Genomic DNA, 24,771 nt, shown 5'->3' with positions numbered 1-24,771 from the left:
CGTTGCCGGGCAAAAAAAAGACAACCTGTTTAGGGTTGTCTTTTTTTTTGCAAAATAGCCAATACTCTTATCCAGAAGGGTATTCCTCTAGAAACAGTTCCTCCGCTTTATCCTCTTAAAAAAGACAAATTGTTTCAATTACATTAAATCAAACGTTTCATCCCTGCGAGATTTGGAGAAAATCATAAAGTAGTGAATCGTTGCATCTGTGAAAAAAATTGGTTATAATTTATGTCAAATATAGTCAAAGTCAGATGGTGAATGGGGGTGGGAAGATGAGGAACATCTCCGATATTATCGAAAGGTACTTAAAACAAGTATTGGAAATGAGTGAAAAGGAGCTCGTTGAAATTAAACGAAGCGAAATTGCAGATAAATTTCAATGTGTCCCTTCACAAATTAATTATGTGATTAATACTAGATTTACGATCGAACGCGGTTACCTAGTGGAGAGTAAACGAGGTGGTGGCGGGTATATTCGAATTATGAAGGTACAGTCTCATGATTCGGTAGATCTTATTGATCAATTGATTGTCTTAGTGGATGACAGAGTAAGTCAATCCAGCGCTGAAGATGTTATCATCAGGCTTGTTCAGGAAGAGATTATCACCAATCGTGAAGCAAAGATCATGTTAAGTGTTATTGACCGTTCTGTTCTTTACATTGATCTTCCATACCGTGATGAATTGAGAGCAAGAATGTTAAAAGCAATGTTAACTTCTTTAAAATATAAATAGTATGATGCTGGAGGGGTGAGAGTATGATTTGTCAGGAATGTAATCAAAGGCCTGCAGCACTTCATTTTACAAAAATATTAAATGGTGAAAAGACCGAAGTGCATCTTTGTGAAAAATGTGCCCAAGAAAAGGGTGGTGAAACGTTTATATTTAATGGTGAACCAGGTTTTTCATTTAATAACTTATTAGCCGGTCTATTAAATATTGACTCGTCTATTCATAAGCCAAGCCAAAATCCGTTTCCTCAGGAGGAGTTGCTTCAGTGCAATCGTTGCTCCATGACTTTTCAGCAATTTTTAAAAGTTGGACGCTTTGGTTGTGCCCATTGCTATGAAACGTTTCAAGAGCAGTTAAAACCTGTATTAAGAAGGCTTCATGGAGGAAACTGGTCACATAGTGGGAAAATCCCAAAACGAATTGGCGGTGGGCTCCATATTCGTAAACAAATTGAGGAATTAAAAATTCAATTAAGAGATGCAATTGCTCAAGAAGAATTTGAAAATGCAGCAAATATTCGTGATGAAATACGCAGTTTAGAGAAAAAAATCTCTGACAGCCACGGGGGAGGGGAATGATATGTCGCTCGAACGTTTTTTTAATCAAGCGGTGAGCTCTTGGATGAGCGAGGAGGGACCTGACTCTGATATCGTTCTTAGCTCACGCATTCGTTTGGCGCGAAACCTGGAGGAATTTAATTTTCCAACAATTTTTTCACATGAAGAAGCAAAACAGGTTATTCAAATATTGGAGGAGACTCTTAAGAAATCAAACCCGCCTGGATTTAATCACATGAATTTTTTAAAGATGAATGAAATCCAGCCTCTTCAGAAACGGGTTTTGGTGGAGAAACATTTAATAAGTCCCCATTTAGCTGAGGATGCATCTTACGGGGCTGTTTTATTATCCGAAAATGAAGAAGTTAGTATAATGATTAATGAAGAGGATCATATACGGATTCAATGTTTATTTCCAGGCCTGCAATTGACAGAAGCATTGAAGGCAGCGAATGAAATAGATGATTGGCTTGAACATAATCTTCAATTTGCCTTTGATGAAAAATACGGCTACTTGACTAGCTGCCCTACCAATGTAGGGACTGGTCTTCGGGCATCACTGATGATGCATTTGCCTGGGTTGGTGTTAACACAGCAAATTAACCGAATTATTCCTGCTATTAACCAATTAGGCTTTGTTGTTAGAGGAATATACGGGGAAGGAAGTGAAGCCCTGGGGAATATTTTTCAAATTTCCAATCAAATTACACTTGGGAAATCTGAAGAGGATATCTGTTTGGATTTGATGGGGGTTGCAAGCCAGCTAATCTCCCAGGAAAGGTCAGCACGAGAAGCATTACAAAAGACTTCAAACATACAATTAGAAGATAGAGTGTTTCGATCTTTAGGTATCTTAACAAACAGTAGAATTATTGAATCAAAAGAAGCTGCAAAATGCTTATCGGATGTTCGCTTTGGAATTGATTTAGGGTATATAACCCATTTATCGAAGAACATCCTAAATGAATTAATGATTTTAACCCAACCGGGTTTTCTTCAGCAATATGCTGGTGGTCCATTACGACCATATGAAAGGGATATACGCCGTGCAACATTGATTCGCGAAAGATTTAAGTTGGAAACTGAAAAATAGGTGAGGAGTGAGAGGTATGATGTTCGGCCGTTTTACTGAAAGAGCGCAAAAGGTTCTAGCATTAGCACAGGAGGAAGCTATTCGTCTTGGGCACAATAATATTGGAACAGAGCATATTTTATTAGGATTAGTTCGCGAAGGTGAAGGAATTGCTGCAAAGGCACTTTACGGACTTGGATTAGGCTCAGATAAAATTCAAAAAGAAGTAGAGAATTTAATAGGCAAAGGACAAGAATCTTCTCAGATCATTCACTATACACCTAGAGCTAAAAAAGTTATTGAACTATCAATGGATGAAGCACGTAAATTAGGACATTCTTATGTCGGAACAGAGCACATTCTTCTTGGGTTAATCCGTGAGGGAGAAGGTGTTGCAGCAAGGGTATTAAATAACTTAGGAGTCAGTTTAAATAAAGCCCGCCAGCAAGTACTTCAATTATTGGGCAGTAATGAATCTGGTGGACATCAGGGAGGCAATTCAGCAAGTGCTAATACGCCAACACTCGATAGTCTTGCCAGAGATTTAACCGCCATTGCTCGTGAAGGCAGCTTGGACCCGGTCATTGGACGCAGTAAAGAAATTCAGCGTGTAATCGAAGTTTTGAGCCGAAGGACTAAAAATAATCCGGTATTAATTGGCGAGCCTGGTGTTGGTAAAACTGCCATTGCCGAGGGTCTTGCACAACAAATTGTTAATAATGAGGTTCCGGAGATTCTCCGAGATAAGAGGGTAATGACACTGGATATGGGTACGGTAGTTGCTGGTACCAAATACCGTGGTGAATTTGAAGATCGTTTAAAGAAGGTTATGGATGAAATTCGCCAAGCTGGCAACATCATACTATTTATTGATGAGCTTCATACATTAATTGGTGCAGGTGGTGCGGAAGGTGCCATTGACGCTTCCAACATTTTAAAACCTTCACTTGCTCGCGGAGAACTTCAATGTATCGGGGCCACAACCCTAGATGAATATCGTAAATATATAGAAAAAGATGCAGCATTAGAACGACGTTTTCAACCAATTCGTGTTGATGAGCCAACGCTTGATGAATCGATTCAAATTTTAGAAGGCTTACGAGATCGTTATGAGGCGCATCATCGCGTTTCAATTACTGATGAGGCCATTAAAGCAGCAGTAAAATTATCTGATCGATATATTTCAGACCGCTTCCTTCCTGATAAAGCTATCGATTTAATTGATGAGGCGGGTTCTAAGGTAAGACTGCGCTCTTATACAACGCCTCCAAATCTGAAAGAGTTGGAAGTGAAGCTTGAGGAAGTTCGCAAAGAAAAGGATGCATCTGTTCAAAGTCAAGAGTTTGAAAAGGCTGCATCACTAAGAGATTCTGAACAGCGTTTGCGCGAACAACTTGAGGAGACAAAGAAAAGCTGGAAGGAAAAGCAAGGGAAAGAAAACAACGAAGTGACCGTTGATGACATTGCTAGTGTTGTGTCCAGTTGGACTGGAATCCCTGTTTCGAAGCTAGCTGAAACTGAAACAGCAAGATTGCTTAATTTAGAAGAAATTCTACACTCACGTGTCATAGGACAAGAGGAAGCTGTTAAGGCTGTGGCAAAAGCCGTTCGCCGTGCAAGAGCTGGCTTGAAGGATCCAAAGCGTCCTATCGGTTCTTTTGTCTTCTTAGGACCTACTGGTGTGGGGAAAACAGAATTAGCTCGTGCCCTGGCGGAAGCCATGTTTGGGGATGAGGATGCCATGATCCGTATCGATATGTCTGAATACATGGAGAAACATTCAACATCTCGTCTTGTTGGGTCACCTCCGGGATATGTAGGATATGAAGAAGGCGGACAGTTAACGGAAAAGGTTCGCAGAAAGCCTTATTCTGTTGTCTTACTCGATGAAATAGAGAAGGCCCATCCGGATGTATTTAATATTTTATTACAAGTTCTCGAGGATGGACGTCTAACAGACTCCAAGGGTAGAACAGTTGATTTCCGCAATACGGTGCTAATTATGACATCCAATGTCGGAGCTGAAGCATTAAAAAGAAATAAATATGTTGGCTTTAATATCCAGGATTCTACTCAAGATTATAAAGATATGAAGGGTAAAGTGATGGAAGAGCTGAAAAGGGCTTTCCGTCCTGAATTCCTGAACAGGATTGATGAAATTATTGTTTTCCATTCCCTAGAGAAGAAACATCTAGAAGAAATTGTCACCTTGTTGTCTGACCAGTTGATTAAACGTCTAAAAGAGCAGGATATCTTTATTGAATTAACACCGGCAGCGAAAGGGAAAATTTCCGAAGAGGGCTATGATCCTGAGTACGGGGCAAGACCGCTTCGCCGTGCCATTCAAAAACATATTGAAGACAGATTATCTGAAGAATTGTTAAAAGGAACTTTATTAACAGGACACCATGCTATTATTGATGTAGATAATGGAGAATTTGTTGTAAAAGCCGCAGAGCAAACAGGTGTAGCCCAATAATACCTGTCCCATTATCAATAAATACTCCAAACGAAGGAGTAACGGAGGTACACGTGAATAAATTAAAACCGTGTACCTCTTTTTTTACGATTTTAAGATTATCTAGAGTCGTAGCCAAGTAGCTATTGATGAGTTTCCATTATGAAAATTTGTCTTCATGTAAAGAAGGGGAAAGAACCTTATGGTTAAACGTAAAACTAAATTTATCTGTCAGGAATGCGGGTATGAATCGCCTAAATGGATGGGTAAATGCCCGGGTTGTGGGACATGGAATAAAATGGTGGAGGAAGTGGAAGTAACCGGTGGGAATCGCAGAGGTGCATTTGCCCATTCACAGGGAGGAGTGACACTATCAAAACCTACGCCCATCACTTCAATTGAAACCCAAAGTGAACCACGAATTCTAACAGATTTAAATGAACTTAATAGGGTACTCGGCGGCGGTGTGGTAAAGGGCTCATTAGTTTTAATTGGAGGAGATCCTGGCATTGGAAAGTCCACACTTCTGTTACAAGTATCGTCTCAGCTTGCCCAAAAGGGGAGTCAGGTTCTATATATTTCTGGAGAAGAATCACTACGTCAAACGAAGTTGAGAGCAGAACGATTGGGGATTTCCTCTGAAAATCTACTTGTCTATGCTGAAACAAATTTGGAGGAGATCAATCGTACGATAGAAGGGACAAATCCGAGTTTTGTCATTATCGATTCGATACAAACGGTATTTCATCCAGAGGTTACATCCGCTCCCGGAAGTGTTTCACAGGTTCGTGAATGTACCGCGGAACTAATGAGAATTGGAAAAACGAAAGGGATTGCGATCTTTATTGTCGGGCATGTAACCAAGGAAGGTTCGATTGCCGGACCAAGGTTATTGGAGCATATGGTGGATACCGTGCTTTATTTTGAAGGAGAACGCCATCATACGTATCGAATTTTAAGGGCGGTAAAAAATCGCTTTGGCTCAACAAATGAAATGGGTATTTTTGAAATGAAGGAATTTGGTTTAGAGGAAGTTGAAAATCCTTCAGAAATTTTCCTCGAAGAACGATCACAGGGTGCGGCTGGATCGACTGTCGTTGCCTCTATGGAGGGGACTCGCCCTGTATTAGTTGAAATACAAGCCTTAATTTCGCCAACTAGTTTTGGAAATCCAAGAAGAATGGCGACCGGAATCGATCAGAATCGAGTGCCACTGCTAATGGCCGTTTTGGAGAAACGGGTAGGAATGTTATTGGCCAACCAAGATGCATACTTAAAGGTGGCGGGAGGAGTGAAACTCGATGAACCGGCGATTGATTTGGCAGTTGCTGTCAGTATCGCGTCCAGCTTCAGGGACCACCCGACAAGGCCAACGGATTGTATTATTGGCGAAGTGGGTCTGACAGGTGAAGTTAGACGGGTATCCAGAATTGAACAACGGGTACAGGAAGCAGCGAAATTGGGCTTTGAACGTGTTATCCTTCCTGCCAATAATTTAGGAGGCTGGAGCGGACCTAAAGGAATTGAGTTGATTGGAGTTTCTTCCGTGAGTGAAGCATTACAAGCCGCTTTAGGGAGGTAGAGAATGGAGCAAAAAAGGCCGGTAGAGCTATCAGTAAGTGATGTATTGCAATTTATTGCCCCGGGCACACCCATTCGTGAAGGAATAGATAATGTCTTGCGGGCCAATACGGGTGGCCTAATAGTCATTGGCTATAACGATAAGGTTAAAAGTATTGTGGATGGTGGTTTTGAAATCAACTGCACATTTACTCCGAGCAATTTATATGAACTTGCTAAGATGGATGGAGCGATTATTCTCAATGAAACAGGGAATAAAATTCTTTATGCCAATGCCCAGCTAGCTCCTGATGCTGATATTCCATCGTCAGAAACAGGGATGAGACACCGCACTGCAGAAAGAGTAGCGAAGCAAACGAAAGCCTTAGTGATTGCAATTTCGCAACGAAGGAATGTGATTACGCTATACCAAGGTAATTTTCGCTATGCCCTAAAGGATATTTCGGTCAATTTGACCAAAGCCAATCAAGCCATCCAAACTCTCGAAAAATATAAGACAGTATTAAAGACCAGTTTTGCCAACTTGAGTATCCTTGAGTTTGAGGAATCTGTTACATATACTGATTTTCTACTTGTCCTCCATCGTTTTGAAATGGTTCTAAAAATTAAAAATGAACTTCTTACCTTTTTATATGAACTGGGAACAGAAGGGCGTCTTATTCGTTTGCAAATGACAGAAATTTTAACAGAACTTGAAGAAGAAATCATGCTGATAATTAAGGATTATGCATTTGACAGGGAAATTAAACCAGCAGAAGTTTTAAAACGAATGCAGTCGCTAACGAATACTGGTATAATCGAGGATACCGTTTTATTAAAAATGATGGGCTACATGGGTTATGTCCATCTTGATGAAAATAAAAGTGCGCGTGGCTATAGAATGTTAAATAAAATACCAAGACTTCCGGTCATTATCATGGAAAATCTTATTAATCGTTTTGGGCATCTATCTAAAATTTTCTATGCCACGGTGGAAGAACTTGATGAGGTAGACGGGATTGGAGAAGTAAGGGCAAAAAAAATCAAAGAAGGATTTAAGTTAATTAAGGACAGATTATACACAGACCGGCATTTATAAAATATTTCAGTATAATAATCACTCTTGATAAAATTATGTATTTTCAAAAATTTGACAGTCTATTTTATCGGTGCTACCCTATTGGAGATAAAGATAAGAATTTATCTTAACAAAATTATTTCAAGATGATTACATTTTGGAAAAATAATCAGCAATTCAAGGTTTCAATTTCATGAATATGTTTATAATGAGTAGAGGAGGTGAAGGAATGTTAAAACGAATTGTGCAGGCATGCTTCCTCATTATAGGCGGTACGCTCGGAATTTTGCTGTTACCCGGATTATTTCGGATCGTTCATATAAATGACATTCCATTAATCAATAATTCTTATGTCACTGCTATTATAGGTGCTATTATCTTTTATCTTATTACCTTTTGGGCAGTAGATTATGTGATTAATTTCATTAAATGGGCTGAAGACTCATTAGTGAAGATTCCCGTAACCGATGTACTATTTGGAAGTGTTGGTCTTATTTTTGGATTATTGGTCGCTTTTCTAATCGGTTTTGCACTTAATGCTGTTCAAGTACCGATTCTAAATGAAGTGGCTCCTATATTACTAACGCTCCTATTTGGTTATCTCGGTTTCCAAGTGGGCTTCAAGAAACGTGATGAATTACTGGGTTTATTTAGCAGGGGTAGCAATAAAAAGAAACAGACTGAGGATGAATCTGAAAAGGATAGTAAAAAGGCATTAAAAATCCTCGATACCAGCGTGATTATTGATGGACGTGTGGCGGATATTTGCCAAACAGGCTTTTTAGAAGGGACTATTGTTATTCCGCGATTTGTCCTTGAAGAATTGCAGCATATTGCAGACTCCTCCGATGTTTTAAAGCGTAATCGCGGCCGCAGAGGCTTGGATATCCTAAATCGGATTCAAAAAGAGCTCTCAATTAAGGTGGAAATTTACGAGGGTGACTTTGAAGAAATCCAGGAAGTGGATTCTAAACTAGTGAAACTGGCGAAAATCACAAATGGGATGCTGGTAACAAATGATTTTAATTTGAATAAGGTTTGTGAATTACAGAATGTTTCTGTGCTGAATATTAATGATTTAGCCAATGCTGTTAAACCAGTGGTGTTGCCGGGTGAAGAGTTAACGGTTCAAGTGATTAAGGACGGAAAAGAATATCACCAGGGCGTTGCCTATTTAGACGATGGTACGATGATTGTGGTAGAAGAAGGCAGGGAGTTTATCGGAAAAAGAATTGAGGTATTGGTTACAAGTGTCCTTCAGACTTCTGCGGGAAGAATGATTTTTGCCAAACCCAAGTTATTAGAAAAAGCTTTATAGAGAGATCACGCTAGAGTGGGGTAATCATATGACTTATCAAGTCATTCTCCCAGCTGCCGGACAAGGGAAACGAATGGGAGCCGGGAAAAATAAACTATTGTTAGAGCTTAATGGAATTCCAGTACTGATTCATACGTTAAAGGTATTTGAAGAGGATGAACAGTGCAGCGGGGTTATTTTAGCCATACACCCGCAAGATGAAGAAGCATTTAAACAATTACTTTATCGATACAGCATTCAAAAAGTTGTTGGATTAGTGCCGGGTGGAAAAGAGCGGCAGCACAGCATTTTTAACGCATTAAAAACGGTAAAAGATGCCGAGTTGATCCTTGTTCATGACGCGGCGAGGCCATTTATCAAAAAGGAAATCATTCACCTTTTAGCAGAAAAGGCTATGGAAACAGGAGCGGCCATCATTGGAGTACCAGCAAAGGATACCATGAAGAAGGTATGGGATGGTACTGTTGTCGAAACGGTGGAGCGATCAAGCTTGTGGGCAGTTCAAACCCCGCAAGCTTTTCGTGTTTCCTTGCTAATGGAGGCTTATGAAAAAGCGGAACAGGAACAGTTTGTTGGAACAGATGACGCGAGTTTAGTCGAGAGGTTGAATCATACTGTTTCGATTGTGGAAGGCGATTACGATAATATTAAACTGACAACACCGGAAGATTTATATTTTGCCGAAGCCATTTTAAAAAAGAGAAAAAAGGAGTCTAAATAATGTTTCGAATTGGTCAAGGTTTTGATGTTCATCAATTAACAGAGGGACGGCCATTAATCATTGGCGGCATAAGTATACCTTATGAAAAAGGGTTACTTGGACATTCTGATGCGGACGTTCTTTTACACACCATTTCAGATGCTTGTTTAGGTGCAATCGGTGAAGGCGATATTGGAAAGCACTTCCCTGATACAGACCCTAATTTTAAAGGTGCCGATTCTGCAAAACTGCAGGCTCATGTATGGAAACTTGTGAAAGCAAAGGGCTATGAATTAGTGAATGCCGATTGTACGATTATTGCTCAAAGGCCAAAAATGGCTCCCTATATTGAACAAATGAGAACAAGGATTGCCGAGCTGCTCGAAGCCGATCCGGAACAAATCAATGTCAAAGCTACCACAACGGAAAAGTTGGGTTTTACCGGCAGAGGAGAAGGGATTGCTGCTCAAGCGGTAGTTTTATTAAAAAAGGTCAATGGGATCTCTTTATAAGTCATACTTCTAGTGGTAGAATATAAAGAATGAATTCAATTTTGGAGGCTTTATGGTTATGGGAAACGAAGTTCGTGTAAGGTATGCCCCGAGTCCAACAGGTCATTTACATATCGGGAATGCACGTACCGCATTATTTAATTATTTATTTGCGCGGAATCAAAATGGTAAGTTTATCATTCGAATTGAAGATACCGATCAAAAGCGGAATATTGAGGGCGGAGAAGAAAGTCAATTAAAATATCTCAAATGGCTTGGCATGGATTGGGATGAGGGTGTCGATGTCGGCGGAGAATACGGTCCGTACCGTCAATCTGAGAGAAACCACATCTATGAGACCTATTACAATCAAATGCTGGAAACTGGACGTGCTTATAAATGCTACTGTACGGAAGAGGAGCTTGAGGCTGAACGGGAGGCACAAATCGAAAGAGGAGAAACTGCCCGTTATTCTGGAAAGTGCCGCCACATGACTGCGGAGGACCGTGATCGTTTGGAGAAAGAAGGACGCCAGCCAAGCATTCGGATTGCTATTCCCCAAGGAAAAATCTATGCTTTTAATGATATGGTAAAAGGGGAAGTATCCTTCGAATCTGATGGATTCGGTGACTGGGTTATGGTGAAAAAAGATGGAACACCGACCTATAATTTTGCAGTAGCTATCGATGATCATCTAATGGAAATTTCTCATGTTCTGCGTGGGGATGACCACATTTCTAATACACCGAAGCAGTTAATGGTATATGATGCGTTAGGTTGGGAAGCACCAATTTTTGGACATATGACCTTAATCGTCAATGAAAGCCGCAGAAAGTTGAGCAAGCGGGATGAAACGATTATTCAGTTCATTGAACAATACGAGGAATTAGGGTACCTTCCAGAGGCATTATTTAATTTTATCACCTTACTAGGCTGGTCACCTTCAGGAGAAGAGGAGCTATACTCAAAAGAGGAGTTTATCAAGTTATTTGACTCAAGCCGTCTGTCAAAATCTCCGGCATTATTTGATAAACAAAAGCTTGCCTGGATGAACAACCAGTATATGAAAAAAGTTGAACTTGATCGGGTTGTAGAGCTTGCTTTACCACATCTGATCAAAGCAGGGCATATTGATAAAAACCTATCTGAAGAAGATCAACAATGGGTACGCAGCTTGGTTGCGCTTCTGCAGGAAAAAATGAGCTTTGGTGCAGAGATTGTTGAACTTTCCGAGTTATTCTTTAAAGATGAAGTTGCCTATGAGGAAGAAGCAAAGGAAGTGTTAGCGGGAGAGCAGGTTCCTGAGGTTTTAAAGGCTTTCTCATTAGAGCTTGATCAACTGGAAACTTTCCAAGCTGAAGGAATCAAAGCGGCTATGAAGGCAGTGCAAAAATCAACAGGCCAAAAAGGTAAAAACCTATTCATGCCGATTCGTGCCGCTGTAACAGGTCAAACACATGGACCGGATCTTCCACAAAGTATTGAACTATTAGGAAGAACCAAGGTTCAACAAAGAATTCAGCAAATTATTAGTTAACATTAGAGCAAAAATGTAATATAGTAATAAGAAAGATTATATACGAGCTAAAGCGTGGAAGAGGAAAAGTAGAAAAATGATGCTTTTTAGAGAGAACCATCACCGGCTGAAAGTGGTTTAAGCCGCTCATTTTTTGAAATGCACCTCTGAGCCTCATTTCGAAAGGTACCTAAACCCGACTAGATTTGAGCGGAACTTTCCGTTAACAAGTGAGAGTGGGATGGGAATCATGCACGATGCATGTGATCTCGTCTAATCAGAGTGGAACCACGCCAAAAGCGTCTCTGTCAATATGACAGGGGCGCTTTTTTTTTTAGGGGAGCATACGGAGGGAGGAATTTACGATGTTTAAAAGGTTAAAAGAAGATGTAGAAGTAGTGTTTGAGCAAGACCCTGCTGCCAGAACGTATCTTGAGGTCATTTTAACGTATTCAGGTTTACATGCCATTTGGGCACACCGATTTGCCCATGCCTTGTATAAACGTAAATTCTTTTTCCTGGCAAGGGTCATTTCACAGGCAAGTCGCTTTTTTACCGGAATTGAAATCCATCCCGGAGCAAAAATCGGCAGGAGATTTTTTATCGACCATGGCATGGGTATTGTTATAGGGGAAACATGCGAAATAGGTGATAATGTTACTGTGTTTCAGGGGGTAACCTTAGGTGGAACGGGTAAAGAAAAAGGAAAGAGGCATCCTACGATTAAGGATAATGTTCTGATCTCAACCGGTGCAAAAGTGCTTGGATCGATTACGATTGGGGAAAATTCTAAGATTGGCGGAGGATCAGTCGTGTTAAAAGAGGTTCCGCCAAACTCGACGGTCGTAGGGATTCCAGGTAGAGTCGTCATTCAGGATGGTAAACGGGTGAAAGATTTAAATCACTGTGATTTGCCCGATCCGGTTGCTGATCGTTTCAAAGAACTGCAAACTGAACTTGACCGCTTAAAACGAGAACTGACAGAAATAAAAGATGAAAGGATAAAAGTCAATGACCATAAAGCTATATAATACACTAACCCGCAAAAAAGAAACCTTTATTCCTCTGGAAGAAGGGAAAGTAAAAATGTATGTTTGCGGTCCGACAGTCTATAATTATATTCACATTGGGAATGCTCGACCTGCCATTGTATTTGATACCGTCCGCCGCTATTTTGAATACCGCGGATATGATGTTAAATATGTTTCTAATTTCACAGACGTGGATGACAAATTAATTCGGGCTTCCATTCAACTGGGTGAGGATGTTCCAACTCTTGCGGATCGCTTTATTCACGCGTATTTTGAAGACGTGACCGCGTTAGGGTGCAAAAAAGCAGATATGCATCCTCGTGTTATGGAAAATATGGATATTATTATTGATTTTATTGCTAAACTGATTGAAAAGGGTTATGCCTATGAATCAGAGGGCGATGTTTATTTCCGCACACGCTCCTTTGATGAATATGGCAAGCTGTCACACCAATCTATTGACGAATTGCGGGTTGGAGCACGGATTGAAGTAGGCGTCAAAAAACAGGATGACTTGGATTTTGCCTTATGGAAAGCAGCCAAGGAAGGTGAGATCTATTGGGAAAGTCCTTGGGGTTTGGGAAGACCGGGCTGGCATATCGAATGCTCAGCTATGGCGAAAAAATATCTTGGTGATACGATTGATATCCATGCCGGAGGTCAGGACTTAACCTTCCCACATCATGAAAATGAAATTGCCCAATCAGAAGCATTGAACGGTAAAACGTTCGCCAACTATTGGATGCATAATGGATATATCAATATTGATAATGAAAAAATGTCTAAATCGTTGGGGAATTTTGTGTTAGTACATGACATTATTAAACAGCACAATCCCCAAGTATTGAGGTTCTTTATGCTTTCCGTTCATTACCGGAATCCAATCAATTACAGTGAGGAATTATTAGAAAGCACTAAAGCTGCTTTTGAAAGAATCACTACTGCCTATCAAAACTTGAAACATCGTCGGGAAGCAAGTGCAAATTTAACTCATGATAATGAAGAGTGGACGGGGAAAATTGTCGATCAAAGAGAGCTATTTATTGAAGCAATGGACGATGATTTTAATACAGCTAAAGCTATTTCCGTATTATTTGATCTGGCCAAATTGGCAAATTACTATTTATTAGAAAATAATACAGCAGTGGAAGTCATTGATGCTTTTATGAAGGAATTTGAGGAATTGTTCCATGTATTAGGATTGACAATTGACCAAGAAGAAATGCTCGATGCTGAAATCGATGCCTTGATTGAAAAACGAATTCAAGCCCGCAAGGATCGTAACTTCCAGTTATCTGACCAAATTCGGGATCAGCTGAAAGCAATGAACATTATTCTAGAGGATACTCCGCAAGGCACCCGATGGAAAAGAGGCTAATGCATGCTAGATTATGAAAATAATGTCGATGCCACCCAATTAAATAGTCTTGCGCTTGCCTATATGGGGGATGCTGTCTTTGAAGCCTATGTAAGGCGACATCTCCTATACAGCGGGCAGGTTAGGCCGAATCAGCTTCATCGGGCAGGAACTAGATACGTTTCAGCAAAAGCACAATGTCAAATTCTTTTTCAACTGATGGATGAGGGAATCTTGAGTCAAGACGAAATGGCCGTGGTCATGCGCGGAAGAAATGCCAAGTCAGGAACAGTGCCGAAGAATACTGACGTCCAAACTTATCGATATAGCACTGCGTTTGAAGCATTGATGGGGTATTTATTCTTAACTGGTAAAAAAAGTCGATTGGAAGAGCTTGTCAGCAAGTCGTTTAGTTATGTAGATGAAAGGAAGGGAGGATCAGTATGAGTCAGGAATATATAATCGGAAAGAATCCCGTTATGGAAGCAATCAAATCGGAACGGGACATTAATAAAATTTTGATTGCGGAAGGTTCACAACGTGGGCAAATGCAGCAGCTGATTCATCTAGCAAAAGAGGCAAATGTATTGGTACAATTTGTGCCTAAGAAAAAACTTGACCAAATTACCGACCAAAATCATCAAGGAGTATTAGCATACATAGCCGCTTACCAATATGCGGAACTTGATGATTTATTTAAAGCGGCTGAACAGAAGAATGAACCCCCATTCTTTCTAATCTTGGATGAAATCGAGGATCCGCATAATTTGGGATCCATTATGAGAACAGCGGATTCTGTTGGGGCTCATGGAATTATAATTCCAAAACGCCGAGCCGTTGGATTAACGGCTACGGTGGCGAAGGCTTCAACAGGTGCCATTGAGTATATACCGGTGGTACGGGTTACCAACCTTGCACAGACGATTGATGAATTAAAAGACCGTGGTGTTTGGATTGCCGGGACAGATGCATCGGGAAAAGACGATTATCGCAGATTGGATGGAACGATTCCTTTGGGTCTAGTAATTGGCAGTGAAGGAAAAGGTATGGGTCGGTTAATTAGGGATAAATGTGATTTCCTTATTCATATACCAATGGCAGGAAAAGTTACTTCCCTAAATGCCTCGGTTGCAGCAGCGTTGTTAATGTATGAGGTTTATCGGAAGCGTAATCCTTTAGAGGGATAGTTATGGATATACTGCTGGTAGATGGCTATAACATTATCGGTGCATGGCCCGAGTTAAGGGTCTTAAAGGATAAGGATTTACCTGCAGCCCGGGATCGCTTAATAGAAAAAATGGCTGAGTATCAAGCTTATTCCGGGTTCCGAGTGATTATTGTGTTTGACGCACACTACGTTAAAGGTACGGAAAAAAAATATCAAAATCATAAGGTTGAGGTCATTTTTACAAAAGAAAATGAGACGGCTGATGAGCGGATTGAAAAAATGGCTATCAGTCTTAATAATCGTATGACGCAAATTCACGTTGCCACATCTGATTTTACCGAGCAATGGACGATTTTTGGACAGGGAGCTTTAAGAATGTCTGCCCGGGAACTTTTAGTTGAAATGAACTCGATTGAAAAAGGTATTGAAAAAAAGGTAAAGAAAATTCAAGGGAAAAAACCCGCTACTAAAATTCCAATTAGCGACGAAATGGCAGAAATTTTTGAAAAATGGCGTCGTGGAGAGAAGTGAGTCCTCGACTTCAAAATATTTCTAATGTATAATATTAGTATCTATGCTTGTTCGGTGGAGGGGATCTATGTTGAGTGCGGACTTTGGCTCGGAGAGTAACGAGCATTTTTTCGTAATGGAAGACGAAGAAATAGTCGATTTGGTACACCAGGGTGATAGTGAAGCATTGGATTACTTGATACACAAATATCGGAATTTTGTACGTGCTAAAGCAAGATCCTATTTTTTAATCGGAGCAGATAAAGAGGATATCGTCCAAGAAGGGATGATTGGCTTATACAAGGCCATTCGTGACTTCCGTGAGGACAAGCTTACTTCTTTTAAAGCATTTGCCGAACTTTGCATTACAAGACAAATTATCACAGCCATCAAAACGGCGACAAGACAAAAGCATATCCCGCTTAATTCTTATGTATCATTGGACAAGCCTATATACGATGAAGAGTCTGACCGGACCTTGATGGATGTCCTATCGGGCGCAAAGGTACTTGATCCTGAAGAATTAATTATTAGCCAAGAAGAATTTGACCATATTGAAGATAAGATGTCCGAATTATTAAGTGATCTCGAAAGAAAAGTTTTAGCTTTATACTTAGACGGACAGTCATACCAAGAAATCTCCGAAGAACTCAATCGCCATGTCAAATCGATTGACAATGCCCTCCAGCGCGTAAAGCGAAAGCTGGAGCGGTATTTGGAGATTCGTGAATTTTCTATCTGATTTTGAATACGCTCCCAAGAATATGTCGTTTATATGAATCTATTTCTGATAATTATTGACAATAATATAGTGCCATGTTACATTTTTAGGGATATATTATAGTAGGTGTTAAAGTTGAGTAAAAAGGTTATTCTTTCTTGTGTACATTGCGGCTCGCGAAATTATACTACGGTGAGCAAGGAAACACAAACAGATAGGTTAGAATTAAAGAAATTCTGCAAGACATGCGGAGTTCATACAACCCATAAAGAGACGAAATAAGGGATACAATTCTAGCAGTGCTATTTATGATAGTTGGGGGTTAAAGTAAATGCAACGCATAATGAAATTCTTCAGTGATATTGCCCGTGAGATGAGAAAGGTCAGTTGGCCCAAACGCAGTGAACTTACCCGTTCAACCATTACAGTAATATCCACCGTTGCTTTTTTTGCCATATTCTTTGCGGTTTTAGATTTAGGAATTTCAAAATTGATCCGTTTAATTCTTGAATAATTACTAATAGTTCATGGTATAATGGTGATGAATAGAGGAAATTTTAGCTAAAAGCCCGTGTCAACGGGTTTTTTAATTTGGCTCCAAAAGTGTATAACGCTTTAAAGGCTTAAACAAATGGACTCAGTCAGCATAAAGGTAGACAACCTATAAAAATACAGGGAGGGACGGACGATCTAGTCCTCTGAAATGGAAAAGAACTGGTACGTTGTTCATACCTATTCCGGGTATGAAAATAAAGTAAAGGCAAACTTGGAAAAACGTGTAGAATCGATGGGCATGTCCGATAAAATTTTTCGCGTTGTAGTTCCTGAAGAAGAAGAAACAGATTTTAAAAACGGCAAGAAAAAAGTAGTAAAACGAAAAGTATTTCCTGGTTATGTACTAGTAGAAATCATCATGACAGATGATTCTTGGTATGTAGTGCGAAATACACCTGGAGTAACAGGATTTGTTGGTTCTGCAGGTTCAGGATCTAAACCAACACCATTGCTTCCAGAAGAAGTAGCTGTCATTCTAAAACGCATGGGCGTTGAAGAAAGACGGATGGAAATCAACTATGAAATTGGCGAAACCGTCCGCGTAAAAGAAGGCCCATTTGCTAATTTTACCGGTTCCGTAGAAGAATTGGACAAAGACAAAGCCAAACTCAAAGTATTAGTAAACATGTTTGGCCGCGATACCCCGGTAGAACTCGATTACACACAGATTGAAAAATTATAAAGATATATCCAGCTGTTGAAGTGGAAATGCCTGCGGCGAAGTTTTTGGAGCAGGAATCAGCTGAATATTTCAAAGAGCAAAAAGAAAAATCATCATGTTTTGTAAAAAAACTTGAAATCAATGATAAAAAGTGTTAATATTTCATAGGTCAGTATGTCTCAAAAATTGAGACTAGACTTTGTCAAGTTCTTTGTACTTATATAAAGACTTCAGATGATGAGTGGGAGGGTAAAAACAAAAACCCTATTAACCACATCACGGACTTTAAGGAGGTGTGTCTCGTGGCTAAAAAAGTAATTAAAGTTGTTAAATTACAAATTCCTGCTGGTAAAGCTAACCCAGCGCCACCGGTTGGTCCTGCACTAGGTCAAGCGGGTGTTAATATCATGGGATTCTGTAAGGAGTTTAACGCACGTACAGCAGATCAAGCTGGATTAATTATTCCTGTTGAAATCACGGTTTTTGAAGACCGTTCATTTACATTTATTACGAAAACTCCTCCTGCTGCCGTTCTTTTAAAAGTAGCAGCTGGAATTCAGTCTGGTTCAGGCCAGCCTAACCGTAATAAAGTAGCAACAGTAAAGCGTGATAAAGTACGCGAGATTGCGGAACAAAAAATGCCTGACCTAAACGCAGCTAGTGTTGAAGCAGCAATGCGTATGGTTGAAGGTACTGCACGCAGCATGGGCATCGTTATCGAAGATTAATCCATGTGAAAAACTGGTGAAATGAGGGGTTGCGTAGTTGATTGTTCACTCGCAACCTTTTTCGTGGGAGTTGTCCAACGTTAAAACCACAATCTAGGAGGAAAAAACAATGGCTAAAAAAGGTAAAAAGTATGTAGAAGCGGCTAAGCTTGTAGACCGCACAAAAGCATACCCAATTGCAGAAGCAATTGAACTTGCAAAGAAAACAAACTATGCAAAATTTGATGCAACTCTTGAAGTTGCTTTCCGCTTAGGCGTTGACCCTAAGAAAGCTGACCAACAAATCCGTGGTGCAGTTGTACTTCCAAACGGAACTGGTAAAACTCAACGCGTATTAGTATTCGCGAAGGGTGAAAAAGTGAAGGAAGCAGAAGCAGCTGGAGCAGATTATGTAGGAGATTCTGAATACATCAACAAAATCCAACAAGGTTGGTTTGAATTTGATGTAATCGTAGCAACTCCTGATATGATGGGTGAAGTTGGTAAACTAGGTCGTGTATTAGGACCAAAAGGCCTAATGCCAAACCCTAAAACTGGTACTGTTACATTTGATGTAACTCGTGCAATTAACGAAATCAAAGCTGGTAAAGTTGAATACCGTGTAGATAAAGCTGGTAATATCCACGTTCCTATCGGTAAATCTTCTTTCGATAGCGAAAAGCTTGTTGAGAACTTTACAACTGTGTTCGATACAATGTTAAAAGTTAAACCATCTGCTGCAAAGGGTACTTACATGAAGAACGTAACTGTCACTTCAACAATGGGACCTGGAATCAAAGTAGATCCATCAACTGTTGCAGCTAAATAATACCAATTGACAACCTTTAATACATCTTATATAATGTATTTTGTTGTTTAATAATATAAACATTTGTACTGTAGACAGCAGGTGCCGATTGGCTTAATTTCCTGCCGAGGTAATGCGATAAACTAGGCTGTATGATCAGCTTAATTATTCTGCCTCCATGTCTGGTATGATATGGGGGCGTTTATTTGCCTGGTATAAATGTAGATAATCTACAGGAGGTGTAAAGATGAGCAGTGCAATCGAAGCAAAAAAACAGATCGTTGATGAAATCGCTGATAAATTAAAAGCTAGTGTATCAACTGTCGTTGTTGACTACCGTGGTCTTACAGTTGCTCAAGTAACTGAACTTCGTAAACAGCTTCGCGAAGCAGGCATTGAATTCAAGGTGTATAAAAACTCCATGGTTCGCCGTGCTGCAGAAGCCGCTGGTTTATCTGGTTTAAATGAAGCATTAACAGGTCCTAATGCGATCGCATTCAGTACTGAAGATGTAGTAGCACCAGCAAAAATCTTAAATGATTTCGCTAAAAAGAATGAGGCACTTGAACTTAAAGCAGGTGTAATCGAAGGTAATGTTGCAACAGTTGAAGAAGTGAAAGCTCTTGCTGAACTTCCATCACGCGAAGGTTTAATTTCTATGTTACTCAGCGTACTTCAAGCACCAATTCGCAATCTTGCTCTTGCAACAAAAGCTGTTGCAGATCAAAAAGAAGAACAAGGCGCGTAAGCTGATTTTGAACGTAATCTAATAAATTTAACCGAAAATTAAGGAGGAAACAAATCATGACTAAAGAACAAATCATTGAAGCAGTTAAAAATATGACTGTTTTAGAACTTAACGATCTAGTAAAAGCAATCGAAGAAGAATTCGGCGTAACTGCAGCTGCTCCTGTAGCTGTTGTTGGTGGCGCAGGCGCTGCTGCTGCTGAAGAAAAAACAGAATTCGATGTAATCCTAGCTGGCGCTGGCGACCAAAAAATCAAGGTTATCAAAGTTGTTCGTGAAATCACTGGTCTTGGACTTAAAGAAGCAAAAGATCTTGTTGACAACACTCCAAAGCCTCTTAAAGAAGGCGTTTCTAAAGAAGAAGCTGAAGAAATCAAAGGTAAACTTGAAGAAGTTGGAGCTAACGTCGAAGTTAAGTAATTTTATGAATGAAAAGCTCGCTGCATAGCGGGCTTTTTTTCGCTTATCCTAACTAATAATAGGATCCCTCTAAAGAGTCTTCAATACAAGTTCCTCGGGAGGTAAGACTAATGTCCGAACACTACTATTCTCGTACCCAAAAGGTTGAAAGTGATCCAAAATATTGGGATTTCCAATTAAGGAACAGGCAATTCCGGTTTAAAACGGATAATGGGGTCTTTTCTAAAAGAGAGGTAGACTTTGGCTCACGTCTGCTAGTTGAATCCTTTATCCTACCAGAGGTTGATGGTCCAGTGCTTGATGTTGGTTGTGGCTATGGCCCGATTGGCTTATCGATTGCAAAAGAACATCCGCATAAGTTTGTACATATGATTGATGTGAATGAACGAGCGATTCAACTTTCAAAAGAAAATGCTGCCTTAAATGGAATTGATAATGTTCAAATATATGAAAGTGACCGTTTGAATAGAGTTACTGAGTTGAACTTTGCAGCTATTCTCACTAATCCACCGATTCGTGCCGGTAAGAAAATAGTCCATGATATATTTGTTCAAAGTCATGAGCATCTTGCGGAGAAAGGCGAGATCTGGGTTGTGATTCAAAAAAAGCAAGGGGCACCGTCTGCGTTGGAGAAATTAAATGAACTATTTTCTCAAGTAGAAACAGTCGAGAAGTCAAAGGGATATTTTATTTTTAGAGGAATAAAATAGTTGACTTCAAAATGCTGCTGTGGTAGCATTATAAAATGCCATCATAATATTTACCGAATTATTCCTAAAATGCTTATTTTTCAAGTATAAAAAAGGGATAATAAGGAAATGATGACAAAATAATAGTCAAAATGTGAAATTGTGGTTTTTGGACAAAAACCCTTTTTCTTTTTGTCTTTTAGAAAGGGCTATAGCTCCTTCTAAAAGGTGTAATATATTTGTCTAAATAACGCTTGATTTGAGGGGTGAATCAGTTGACAGGTCAACTAGTTCAGTATGGACGACACCGCCAACGTAGAAGTTACGCACGAATCAGTGAAGTGTTGGAATTACCAAATTTAATCGAAATCCAAACCTCTTCATATCAATGGTTTCTTGATGAGGGGCTGCGTGAAATGTTCCAGGATATTTCACCAATTGAGGACTTTACTGGTAACCTATCACTTGAATTTATTGATTACAGCCTTGGCGAACCAAAGTATTCTGTAGAAGAATCAAAGGAACGGGACGTTACATATTCTGCTCCATTGCGTGTAAAAGTACGTCTTGTTAACAAAGAAACCGGTGAAGTAAAGGACCAAGATGTTTTTATGGGTGATTTTCCGTTAATGACGGAAACCGGCACATTTGTAATTAATGGTGCAGAGCGTGTTATTGTATCACAGCTAGTACGCTCACCAAGTGTGTACTTCAGTGGAAAAACAGATAAAAACGGGAAGAAAGGCTTCACCGCTACTGTCATTCCGAACCGCGGCGCGTGGCTGGAATATGAAACAGATGCCAAAGACGTCGTATACGTCAGAATTGATCGTACTCGGAAACTGCCCGTTACGGTTCTTTTGCGTGCATTAGGATTTGGTTCCGATCAAGAAATTATTGAATTGATTGGTGATAACGAGTATCTTCGCAATACTTTGGAAAAAGACAATACGGAAGGTGTAGACAAGGCGTTACTTGAAATTTATGAGCGTCTTCGTCCAGGTGAACCTCCAACCGTTGAAAACGCGAAGAACCTCTTGGTTTCACGTTTCTTTGATCCGAAGCGATATGACCTCGCTAATGTTGGACGCTATAAAATTAATAAAAAGCTTCATATAAAAAATCGCCTGTTTAATCAGCGACTAGCTGAAACCCTCGTTGACCCTGAGACAGGAGAAATTATCGCTGAAAAGGGAACTGTCCTGGACAGAAGAAACCTTGACAGAATTTTACCTGCTCTTGAGAAAAATGTTAATTTCACAGGCTACAACCCGGTTGGCGGAGTAGTAGAAGATGAAATTATTTTACAAGGGATTAAAATTTATGCCCCTGGCGATGAAAATGAAAAAGAAATTAATGTATTGGGTAATGCTTATGTAGCTGAACCAATTAAAAATATTACACCTGCTGATATCATCGCATCCATTAGCTACTTCTTTGATTTGCTTCATGGAGTTGGCGATACCGATGATATTGATCACCTAGGAAACAGACGTCTTCGTTCTGTAGGTGAATTACTGCAAAATCAATTCCGGATTGGATTATCCCGTATGGAACGTGTGGTTCGCGAAAGAATGTCTATTCAAGATACAGCAACCATAACACCACAGCAGTTAATTAATATCCGTCCTGTTATTGCTTCCATAAAAGAATTCTTTGGAAGTTCCCAGTTATCTCAGTTCATGGATCAAACGAATCCACTAGCTGAATTAACACATAAACGTCGTTTATCTGCATTGGGACCTGGTGGTTTAACAAGAGAACGTGCCGGCATGGAAGTTCGTGACGTTCACTACTCTCACTACGGCCGGATGTGTCCGATTGAAACGCCGGAAGGTCCGAACATTGGTTTGATCAACTCGTTATCAAGCTACGCAAAGGTAAACCGTTTTGGATTTATCGAAACACCATACCGCCGCGTTGATCCGGATACCGGAAAAGTGACAAATCGAATTGATTATTTAACTGCCGATGAAGAGGATAATTATGTAGTTGCTCAGGCGAATGCACGCCTAGGTGATGACGGAGCTTTCCTAGACGAAGAAGTAATTGCCCGTTTCCGTGGTGAAAACACTGTCGTAAAACGTGACCGTGTTGATTATATGGATGTATCACCTAAGCAGGTTGTTTCCGCCGCAACTGCTTGTATCCCGTTCCTTGAAAACGATGACTCTAACCGTGCCTTGATGGGTGCGAACATGCAACGTCAAGCGGTACCATTGCTTCAACCTGAAGCGCCGCGCGTTGGTACAGGAATGGAATATGTATCAGCAAAAGATTCTGGTGCAGCAGTAATTTGTAAGCATGAAGGGATTGTTGAGCACGTTGAAGCTAGGGAGATCTGGGTTCGTCGTGTTAAAGAAGTCGATGGTCAAGAAGTAAAAGGTGACCTAGACAAATATAGATTATTAAAGTTTGTTCGCTCTAACCAAGGGATGTGCTATAACCAACGTCCAATCGTAGCTGTTGGAAACCGTGTTACAAAAGGAGAAGTCCTTGGTGACGGTCCTTCAATGGAACTGGGAGAATTAGCGTTAGGCCGAAACGTACTTGTAGCATTCATGACTTGGGATGGTTATAACTATGAGGATGCCATCATCATGAGTGAACGCTTAGTTAAAGATGATGTATATACTTCTATTCATATTGAAGAATATGAATCCGAGTCACGTGATACAAAGCTAGGACCTGAAGAAATTACCCGTGATATTCCAAATGTCGGTGAGGATGCTCTTCGTAACTTGGATGAGCGTGGAATTATCCGTATTGGAGCGGAAGTAAAGGATGGGGACCTGCTTGTTGGTAAGGTTACACCAAAAGGGGTAACAGAGTTAACAGCTGAGGAACGTTTATTGCATGCCATCTTTGGTGAGAAAGCACGTGAAGTACGTGATACCTCACTTAGAGTTCCGCACGGCGGAGAAGGAATCATTCATGATGTTAAAGTATTTAATCGTGAAGACGGAGATGAGCTTCCTCCAGGAGTAAACCAACTTGTCCGTGTATACATCGTTCAAAAACGTAAGATCCACCAAGGTGATAAAATGGCGGGTCGTCACGGAAATAAAGGGGTTATCTCAAGAATCTTGCCTGAGGAAGATATGCCTTTCCTACCTGATGGTACTCCGGTTGATATCATGTTAAACCCATTAGGGGTTCCTTCACGGATGAACATCGGACAGGTGCTTGAACTTCATTTAGGTATGGCAGCAAGATACCTTGGCATTCACGTTGCAACGCCAGTATTTGACGGTGCGCGAGAAGAAGATGTCTGGTCAACTATTCAGGAAGCTGGCATGGCTCGCGATGCAAAAACCATTCTGTATGACGGACGTACTGGTGAGCCGTTTGATAACCGTGTATCTGTCGGGGTCATGTATATGATTAAACTCGCACACATGGTTGATGATAAATTGCATGCCCGTTCGACTGGACCATACTCACTTGTTACGCAGCAGCCACTTGGCGGTAAAGCTCAATTTGGCGGACAGCGTTTTGGTGAGATGGAGGTTTGGGCGCTTGAAGCCTATGGTGCTGCATATACTTTGCAGGAAATTCTTACGGTTAAATCAGATGACGTGGTTGGCCGTGTGAAAACATATGAAGCCATTGTAAAAGGTGAAAATGTTCCGGAACCAGGTGTCCCTGAATCGTTTAAAGTATTAATCAAAGAACTTCAAAGTCTAGGTATGGATGTAAAAATTCTTTCTGGTGATGAAGAAGAAATCGAAATGCGGGATATGGAAGATGAAGAGGATCTGCAACAAGCAGATACGTTAAACATCGTTTCTGAAGCCCCAAGCTTTGAATCTGAAAAAGTAGGTTCAAAAGAGTAGTACCAATCAATAATGCACATTCCATAAGCGGGAACAAGCTAGTCCTGTTCCCGGTGTGCATCTAACTTTTTACGTAA

General features: G+C 40.3%; 25 protein-coding genes and 2 other annotated features. All 25 genes read left to right on the top strand.

All coding sequences use genetic code 11. The annotated features are described in order from the left end of the window. The first annotated feature begins 275 nt into the window (after positions 1-275). The 25 genes from V7083_RS14365 to rpoB all read left to right on the top strand — a co-directional run bounded on the left by V7083_RS14365 (position 276) and on the right by rpoB (position 24,694). Positions 276-737 (top strand): CtsR family transcriptional regulator, encoded by a 462-nt coding sequence (locus V7083_RS14365; RefSeq protein ID WP_335478906.1) that lies wholly within the window; start codon positions 276-278, stop codon positions 735-737. 23 nt (positions 738-760) lie between these two features. Continuing rightward, a complete protein-coding gene (locus tag V7083_RS14360) occupies positions 761-1,312 on the top strand; it encodes a UvrB/UvrC motif-containing protein (protein ID WP_335478904.1) in 552 nt (183 codons plus the stop codon). Between the two features lies 1 nt (position 1,313). Further along, positions 1,314-2,384 carry a protein arginine kinase gene (locus tag V7083_RS14355; protein ID WP_335478902.1) on the top strand — a complete coding sequence of 357 codons (1,071 nt, stop codon included), beginning with the start codon at positions 1,314-1,316 and terminating at the stop codon, positions 2,382-2,384. Between the two features lie 16 nt (positions 2,385-2,400). Continuing rightward, positions 2,401-4,842, top strand: coding sequence for an ATP-dependent protease ATP-binding subunit ClpC (gene clpC / locus V7083_RS14350; protein WP_335478900.1), 2,442 nt, complete (start codon positions 2,401-2,403; stop codon positions 4,840-4,842). Positions 4,843-5,023: 181 nt separating this feature from the next. Continuing rightward, the gene (radA, locus tag V7083_RS14345; protein ID WP_335478898.1) at positions 5,024-6,403 is read left to right on the top strand and encodes a DNA repair protein RadA; all 1,380 of its coding nucleotides are present in this window, start codon (positions 5,024-5,026) and stop codon (positions 6,401-6,403) included. A gap of 3 nt (positions 6,404-6,406) precedes the next feature. After that, positions 6,407-7,480, top strand: a complete 1,074-nt coding sequence (gene disA / locus V7083_RS14340; RefSeq protein ID WP_335478896.1) for a DNA integrity scanning diadenylate cyclase DisA — start codon at positions 6,407-6,409, stop codon at positions 7,478-7,480. 208 nt (positions 7,481-7,688) lie between these two features. Next, positions 7,689-8,777, top strand: coding sequence for a PIN/TRAM domain-containing protein (locus V7083_RS14335; protein WP_335478894.1), 1,089 nt, complete (start codon positions 7,689-7,691; stop codon positions 8,775-8,777). Positions 8,778-8,805: 28 nt separating this feature from the next. Further along, positions 8,806-9,498, top strand: coding sequence for a 2-C-methyl-D-erythritol 4-phosphate cytidylyltransferase (ispD, locus tag V7083_RS14330; protein ID WP_335478892.1), 693 nt, complete (start codon positions 8,806-8,808; stop codon positions 9,496-9,498). Then, complete coding sequence (gene ispF, locus V7083_RS14325; protein ID WP_335478890.1) at positions 9,498-9,989, top strand: 2-C-methyl-D-erythritol 2,4-cyclodiphosphate synthase; 492 nt, start codon at positions 9,498-9,500, stop codon at positions 9,987-9,989. Before ispD ends, ispF begins: the two co-directional genes overlap by 1 nt. A gap of 58 nt (positions 9,990-10,047) precedes the next feature. Next, the gene (gene gltX / locus V7083_RS14320) at positions 10,048-11,505 is read left to right on the top strand and encodes a glutamate--tRNA ligase (RefSeq protein ID WP_335478888.1); all 1,458 of its coding nucleotides are present in this window, start codon (positions 10,048-10,050) and stop codon (positions 11,503-11,505) included. A gap of 46 nt (positions 11,506-11,551) precedes the next feature. Further along, positions 11,552-11,794: a binding site (T-box leader), on the top strand. 55 nt (positions 11,795-11,849) lie between these two features. Further along, positions 11,850-12,515, top strand: a complete 666-nt coding sequence (cysE, locus tag V7083_RS14315) for a serine O-acetyltransferase (RefSeq protein ID WP_335478885.1) — start codon at positions 11,850-11,852, stop codon at positions 12,513-12,515. Continuing rightward, positions 12,496-13,893 carry a cysteine--tRNA ligase gene (gene cysS / locus V7083_RS14310; RefSeq protein WP_335478882.1) on the top strand — a complete coding sequence of 466 codons (1,398 nt, stop codon included), beginning with the start codon at positions 12,496-12,498 and terminating at the stop codon, positions 13,891-13,893. Before cysE ends, cysS begins: the two co-directional genes overlap by 20 nt. A 3-nt stretch (positions 13,894-13,896) precedes the next feature. Continuing rightward, on the top strand, positions 13,897-14,319 hold the full coding sequence (locus V7083_RS14305; protein ID WP_335478880.1) for a Mini-ribonuclease 3: 423 nt from the start codon (positions 13,897-13,899) through the stop codon (positions 14,317-14,319). Beyond that, a complete protein-coding gene (rlmB, locus tag V7083_RS14300) occupies positions 14,316-15,059 on the top strand; it encodes a 23S rRNA (guanosine(2251)-2'-O)-methyltransferase RlmB (protein WP_335478878.1) in 744 nt (247 codons plus the stop codon). The genes V7083_RS14305 and rlmB overlap by 4 nt, the downstream gene beginning before the upstream one ends. A 2-nt stretch (positions 15,060-15,061) precedes the next feature. Further along, on the top strand, positions 15,062-15,571 hold the full coding sequence (locus V7083_RS14295) for an NYN domain-containing protein (RefSeq protein ID WP_335478876.1): 510 nt from the start codon (positions 15,062-15,064) through the stop codon (positions 15,569-15,571). 67 nt (positions 15,572-15,638) lie between these two features. After that, on the top strand, positions 15,639-16,292 hold the full coding sequence (gene sigH, locus V7083_RS14290; RefSeq protein ID WP_335478874.1) for an RNA polymerase sporulation sigma factor SigH: 654 nt from the start codon (positions 15,639-15,641) through the stop codon (positions 16,290-16,292). Positions 16,293-16,397: 105 nt separating this feature from the next. Further along, positions 16,398-16,553 (top strand): 50S ribosomal protein L33, encoded by a 156-nt coding sequence (gene rpmG, locus V7083_RS14285; protein ID WP_435556508.1) that lies wholly within the window; start codon positions 16,398-16,400, stop codon positions 16,551-16,553. Positions 16,554-16,602: 49 nt separating this feature from the next. Beyond that, positions 16,603-16,785, top strand: a complete 183-nt coding sequence (gene secE / locus V7083_RS14280) for a preprotein translocase subunit SecE (RefSeq protein WP_335478870.1) — start codon at positions 16,603-16,605, stop codon at positions 16,783-16,785. A 189-nt stretch (positions 16,786-16,974) separates the two neighbouring features. Next, positions 16,975-17,508, top strand: a complete 534-nt coding sequence (gene nusG / locus V7083_RS14275) for a transcription termination/antitermination protein NusG (protein ID WP_335478868.1) — start codon at positions 16,975-16,977, stop codon at positions 17,506-17,508. Positions 17,509-17,789: 281 nt separating this feature from the next. Beyond that, the gene (gene rplK, locus V7083_RS14270) at positions 17,790-18,215 is read left to right on the top strand and encodes a 50S ribosomal protein L11 (protein WP_042453928.1); all 426 of its coding nucleotides are present in this window, start codon (positions 17,790-17,792) and stop codon (positions 18,213-18,215) included. Positions 18,216-18,324: 109 nt separating this feature from the next. Continuing rightward, positions 18,325-19,023: a 50S ribosomal protein L1 gene (gene rplA / locus V7083_RS14265; RefSeq protein WP_335478864.1), complete on the top strand. Its 699-nt coding sequence runs from the start codon at positions 18,325-18,327 to the stop codon at positions 19,021-19,023. Positions 19,024-19,073: 50 nt separating this feature from the next. Beyond that, positions 19,074-19,216 (top strand) — a sequence feature (ribosomal protein L10 leader region). 33 nt (positions 19,217-19,249) lie between these two features. After that, positions 19,250-19,750 carry a 50S ribosomal protein L10 gene (gene rplJ / locus V7083_RS14260; RefSeq protein ID WP_335478862.1) on the top strand — a complete coding sequence of 167 codons (501 nt, stop codon included), beginning with the start codon at positions 19,250-19,252 and terminating at the stop codon, positions 19,748-19,750. 56 nt (positions 19,751-19,806) lie between these two features. Next, a complete protein-coding gene (gene rplL / locus V7083_RS14255; protein WP_335478860.1) occupies positions 19,807-20,169 on the top strand; it encodes a 50S ribosomal protein L7/L12 in 363 nt (120 codons plus the stop codon). Between the two features lie 110 nt (positions 20,170-20,279). After that, on the top strand, positions 20,280-20,879 hold the full coding sequence (locus V7083_RS14250) for a class I SAM-dependent methyltransferase (protein ID WP_335478858.1): 600 nt from the start codon (positions 20,280-20,282) through the stop codon (positions 20,877-20,879). 254 nt (positions 20,880-21,133) lie between these two features. Beyond that, a complete protein-coding gene (gene rpoB / locus V7083_RS14245) occupies positions 21,134-24,694 on the top strand; it encodes a DNA-directed RNA polymerase subunit beta (RefSeq protein ID WP_335478855.1) in 3,561 nt (1,186 codons plus the stop codon). Positions 24,695-24,771: the final 77 nt, after the last annotated feature.

It is taken from the genome of Bacillus sp. JJ1764 (assembly GCF_036962145.1).
Classification (GTDB): Bacteria; Bacillota; Bacilli; order Bacillales; family Cytobacillaceae; genus Neobacillus.
The sequence above is the reverse complement of the archived record's forward strand: the minus strand, read 5'-3'. Positions and strand labels throughout refer to the sequence as shown.